The 5,252-nt window shown below is 42.7% G+C and carries 7 protein-coding genes and 1 pseudogene; 1 reads left to right on the forward strand and 7 read right to left on the reverse strand.

The genetic code is table 11. The features are described from left to right. A partial coding sequence (locus D5281_RS23935) for a site-specific integrase (protein WP_160562396.1) occupies positions 1–726 on the forward strand: 726 nt, incomplete at its 5' end. 229 nt (positions 727–955) lie between these two features. Here D5281_RS23935 and D5281_RS23940 read toward each other — a convergent pair. The 7 genes and pseudogenes from D5281_RS23940 to D5281_RS23970 form a co-directional block, all read right to left on the reverse strand. Further along, positions 956–1,162 (reverse strand): hypothetical protein, encoded by a 207-nt coding sequence (locus D5281_RS23940; protein WP_160562397.1) that lies wholly within the window; start codon positions 1,160–1,162, stop codon positions 956–958. Between the two features lie 34 nt (positions 1,163–1,196). Beyond that, the gene (dmpI, locus tag D5281_RS23945; RefSeq protein ID WP_031276761.1) at positions 1,197–1,406 is read right to left on the reverse strand and encodes a 4-oxalocrotonate tautomerase DmpI; all 210 of its coding nucleotides are present in this window, start codon (positions 1,404–1,406) and stop codon (positions 1,197–1,199) included. A gap of 50 nt (positions 1,407–1,456) precedes the next feature. Further along, a complete protein-coding gene (locus D5281_RS23950; protein WP_160562398.1) occupies positions 1,457–1,873 on the reverse strand; it encodes a YjdF family protein in 417 nt (138 codons plus the stop codon). Between the two features lie 319 nt (positions 1,874–2,192). Next, a complete protein-coding gene (locus D5281_RS23955) occupies positions 2,193–2,798 on the reverse strand; it encodes a class I SAM-dependent methyltransferase (RefSeq protein WP_160562399.1) in 606 nt (201 codons plus the stop codon). A 102-nt stretch (positions 2,799–2,900) separates the two neighbouring features. Then, positions 2,901–3,215, reverse strand: coding sequence for a hypothetical protein (locus D5281_RS23960; protein ID WP_277935598.1), 315 nt, complete (start codon positions 3,213–3,215; stop codon positions 2,901–2,903). 19 nt (positions 3,216–3,234) lie between these two features. Then, a complete protein-coding gene (locus tag D5281_RS23965) occupies positions 3,235–4,584 on the reverse strand; it encodes a plasmid recombination protein (protein ID WP_160562401.1) in 1,350 nt (449 codons plus the stop codon). 425 nt (positions 4,585–5,009) lie between these two features. Beyond that, positions 5,010–5,252 (reverse strand): annotated as a pseudogene (locus tag D5281_RS23970) (hypothetical protein); the annotation flags it as partial.

Raw genomic sequence — 5,252 nt, forward strand, 5'->3', positions numbered from 1 at the left:
GCTTTTTACACAGCGATACAGGACGACTGTATAAGGAAAAATCCCTTTGACTTCCAGCTAAACACCGTGATCGAGGACGACACAGAGCCGAAAGTACCCCTCACAGGAGAACAGGAAGAAAGCCTTTTATCCTTTATGCAAAGTGATAGCGTCTATCAGAAATACCGTGACGAGGTTATCATACTGCTGGGGACGGGGCTTAGGATTTCCGAACTCTGCGGACTGACTGACACCGACCTTGACTTTGAAAACCGGGTAATCAATGTAGACCACCAGCTTTTACGGAGCGCGGAAACAGGCTACTACATAGAGAAGCCCAAAACACAGAGCGGTATCAGACAAATTCCAATGAGTGAAAAAGTGTATGAAGCGTTGGGGCACGTGTTGAAGAACCGCAAGGGAGCGAAGCAGATCACCATTGGCGGGTACAGCAATTTCCTTTTCCGGGGCAGGGACGGTTGCCCGAAAACGAATGTGAACTATGCTACCATGTTCCGGGGGCTTGCGAAGAAGTACAACAAGTGCCATGAGGAAGCCTTACCCAAAGTAATGACACCCCACACCCTGCGCCATACGTTCTGCACCAACTTAGCCAATGCGGGCATGAACCCGAAAGCGTTACAGTATATCATGGGACATTCCAACATCACCATGACGCTGAACTATTACGCACACGCAACTTTCGCTTCCGCAAGGGCTGAAATGGAAAGGCTGATCGCAGCATAGCCGCAGACGGATTTACTACTTCTTTTACTACCACCCAGAGGGAAAACCTAAGAGGTTATGAGGGTATATAAGAACTTCTCCCCATATCTAAAATGCCGGAAAAGCCCGAAAATACGGGCTATACCGACATATAAGAACTTCTAAAGAGATAATCTAAATTCACCATAAATTTTCTAAAAATACTACATAACTTATGCTAAATTTACAAATTTTGTTTCTGGATCATCTTTTAAATATTTTTCAATGCCATATTTCTGGTAAATTCCATAACTCCGGCAATTCCCTGAGCCATAAATATCTGTTGTGCTTCTGTGCTAGCTTTCTTCTTATTTTCATCTGACAAGTTATTGTATTCATGCAGAATTTCTTCTGCTTTTTGAGAAAATTTTGTCCAAAATTTAATATATTCTCTCATTTCCTGCGTTTGGCCATTCATAATACTCAATTCCTCTCATTTCACATACCGTAAACTATTGATGTTTCTTTATATATTCTTCCTTGACTATATCAATCGTTTTGCCACCTATACCGAAATTTTTATCAGATACCTCTTTAATTGTGGTAACAAAAAACTCCTGCGGTACTTTCATAATCTCAGAAGAAACTTCTGTCAATCGCTTAATCAGCAGCTCTTTTTGCTCGTCTGATAACGCTCCACTTTCGACCGTAATATATGGCATTTCCACTTTCCTCACTTTCCGATTACAAATCCAGTGCAATTGGGACAATATTACCTGCCCCTATGTTTTTCTTTCCTTTTCTGCTGTTTCAGTTCAAACTGTCGCTGTTTCTCTGTTTCACGTTGTTCCCGACTCACAATTTTGTATTCAGTTTTCAACTGCTCCTGCTGTAATTTCAAAGCCTGTTGTGATTTTGTTCCTATCCCGGTATTTTGTACCTGTTTCCGCACTTCACGCTGTACCCGTTTAGGATTGCGACCTACTTCTTTTACATCAGTTGCCACAGCCGGACTAAATCGCAGCCGATAGTAATTCTTCAAAACAAAATCATAAACCTCATAGTCTTTTGGTTCTGCCCCAAACGTAACCTTACACACGGATAACTTTCCCTCTGATACACGTTCAAACACTCCCACCCAAAAGGGTTCCTCAAAAAATACTGTCAGTCTACCTGATACTTTGTCCATGACAATTCCTCCTTAAAATGATTGTGATGAACAAAGAACGGACGACCCTAAGGAGGGAGGGCTACTTACACTCAAATGGTGCGACTGGACTACCTACCAGTTCTGCAAGATTACCTTGCGTTGTGTTTTTATCTTTGCCCCTATATATTACCACATAACCGCTTATTTTGCTATAAAAATATGGCAATTCGCTTAATAGTGTGAACTGCCACATTATCACATTTTCCTTATCCGAATTAACTTACATGGTGCTAGCACCATGTTCAAATCATTGCTAAGGAAAAATATTCTACCTTTCTTACAGACGAAAATTTGATGCTCATTTTTCAGCTTTAAGAAACACCCCTTCCCCTTTTCTATAAACCTGCACTGTTTTAAATCCACAGTTGTAAAAGATTTCCTTTAACTCTTTTTTGCGGTATATTCTTACATCTCCACTTTTTGAAAAGGGAAACCAAAATTTATTTGCTATAAATCTGACTACTGCTCCAAAATTAGGATCAGCTATATACACTGTACCGTTTTTCTTTAAAACTCTTTTGCACTCGTTTACAAAACCTTGCGGATTGTCAAAATGATGAAACGCACAACATACAGTTATAATATCAATACTTTCATTACTCCATTCAAGCGGATAGCATGGTTTGACCTCAAAACTCATATTAGGGTATCGCATCTTTGCAGAACAAATCATGTTCTCAGATATATCTATTCCATTTGCTTGGATTTTTGCTTTTTTCGATAATTCTCGCAGCAGAGTTCCATTTCCACATGCAACATCAAGGACAACATTACCCTCATGCAAATCTATAGTGTTAGATAGTTCCATAATATGAAATCTTGTATATTGTCCTTCCCTTGATGCATCATATTCAGATGCTATTTTATTATACGCTATTCTTGATTGTTCTGTTTTCTTATTCATATCATTTCCTCACTCCTGATTTCTCCATTTAATTATACTACTTCCATTCTCTACTTGCTATTATAAAATACAGGGCACAGCAACCGCCACGCCCCATATTTTTTATCGCTCCAATGCTCTCTCTATCTGCTGTTTCTGCCCTTTCAAATCGTTCTGTTTCTCATAAAGACTGTTACGCTCTTTGCAAAGTTCTTTCATACGCTCCAACTGCGCCCGTACTCCCTCCCTGCAATCTGGCTCTATCTTCTTATATTCCCCGGTCAGATTGCGGATTGTATTATTGTTCTCCTTTATCTGCTCAGACAGACATACCCAGTCTATCAGATTTCGTACTTCCTTGTCCGTTTCATAAAGGTCTGTTTCTGCCACGATTTTAGCGCACAGCCGCACCATGACTTTCTTTTCCATATCGGTCATATCCTATCAATCCCCTTTCCTATCGGCTCATTTCAAAGGCACGTTTCGGGCGTTTCTTTTCCCTTTCTGCCTGTTCTAATGCTTTTGACCGTTCCACTATCGACTGCACCTGTTCTCTGCCTAAATGACGCTCCATACGCCCCAAATCAGCCGCTTTTTCCTGCAATCGGTCTATGGTGTCGCTCTGTTCCATAACCTTGTCCGTCAAGCGGCCAATCTGTTTCTGCTGCCCATCCACTTTGGCGGTCAGCTTCTTGCCCTGCTCCGTAAGCTGTACGCACTTGATAGTCAGATTTTTTACCACTTCTTTCAATTTCTTTACAAGCGGGAGTGCCTTTTTATCCCGATAATTCTTTGCGCTCATCAATGCGCCCGGCTCTGCCAACTGCCATTTCACATCTTCATCATAAGCGTGGATATTGCGCTCCATGACTTCTTTCGACTGCACCATTTTGTTAATGTCCTGCTGTAATTTTTTCTGCTGTTTCTCCAACTTTTCATTTTCCGATAACAGCTTTTCTTTATCCTTCGTCAGCGTTTCCGTCTGTTCTTTCAACAGATGATTTATTGTGGTAAGTTCCGATACTTCCTGCCGGATCGCTTCTCCCTCTTTCCGTATCTGCTCTGTTTCCTGTCCTGCCGCTATCTGCTGATGAAGAATATCGGATAATTCCTCTTTACTGCCGGAGATTGTCTGTTCCAGTTCGGCAACTTCTCTTGCACGCTCCTTTTTCTCAAAATCCAAAACCGATAAATGCTTCTCATGTGTACCCTTTTTCTCCCATTCAATGCCATGCTGTAACATAATCTCCGCAAGCTGTTCTTTCTCTGCCGCTACCCACTGATTGCGCTCTGTTTCGCTCCTTGTGCCGCCTTTGAAGCCGAGTTCTGCCAGTGCCTTTTTTAACGACACCCTTGTTTCAAGCTCTCTCTTACTTCCAGTCGTATAAGGTATAAAATCTATATGCAGATGTGGAGTGGCTTCGTCCATGTGGAGATGCGCCGAAAATACCCTTAGTGTAGGATTGCGCCGCTGAAAGCCCTGCATATATTCATCAAGTATTTTTGCCGCAAGCTGTCCGTCCTCCGTCTTTGCCCCCATATTGTCCTTGTTGCCTATCTGCAAAATAATCTCATGGAATGGCTTCTCCTGTTTGCCGGAACAGATTTTCTCATAGTAATCATCAATTATGCGATCATTTCTGGTCTGCTTCTCATTGTACCGTGCAAGTGCTTCATCAAATAATTCGTGATATACGTCTTTGATATTTTCGTTGCAGTATTCCACATTCATACAGCTCCGCTCCGGGTCAGTGTTCTTTGCATGGAATTTTCTGCTGTTGTGGTTGACAGAGCCTTTCCCTGTCATAACGCTGATTGTCCGCTTCAATAAATTTTCCTTTCTCCCTATCGGGTAATAAGCGCCGGATACGGCGCATTATCATGGAACCCTCCCGAACATTAGTAGTTCGGGAAGTATCGGGGCGAAGCCCCTCCTTTGTTACTTTCTGCGAGAGTAACGCAAAAGCACTTTCGACAGGCAAGCCTATCAAAAATGCAACCTGCAAGCAGGTTTTGCGCCCTGCCGGGGGCTAGCTGTCCGCCAGACAGCATACCGTCCTAACGGACGGGGCGGCTTTTCGCCGCCTTATTGCCGCCACTTTCCGGCTTTCTCCTAACAGCGCAACATTGCAGTGTCTATAATTTTTGCAACCTTGCAATCTTCAAGAACGCAATTCCAAGACTGCAAAATCCTAATAGCCTGCATTGTTGCGCTGTTGCCTTGCCTGTCCGTCACTGTCCGATTTTATCCAGTTCCCAATACCATGTGTTGTTTATCCGCTTTGCCCGGATACCTAACTCTTTCTTTGCGTTTTCCAGTGTCCGCTTTGATATGCCCTGCTCGTCCGCTAGATTGAAAATCTCATTGCTCTGCATGGCATTGTTTGTTTCTGCCAGTTCCCGAAGTAACCGTTTCGCCTGTTCCATTTTACTTCCGCGAGCAACGAGCCAAGCGGATATGCTTGCATATCCATT

Origin of the sequence: Parablautia muri (genome assembly GCF_009917485.1) — a bacterium.
In the GTDB taxonomy this organism is placed as follows: domain Bacteria; phylum Bacillota; class Clostridia; order Lachnospirales; family Lachnospiraceae; genus Suilimivivens; species Suilimivivens muri.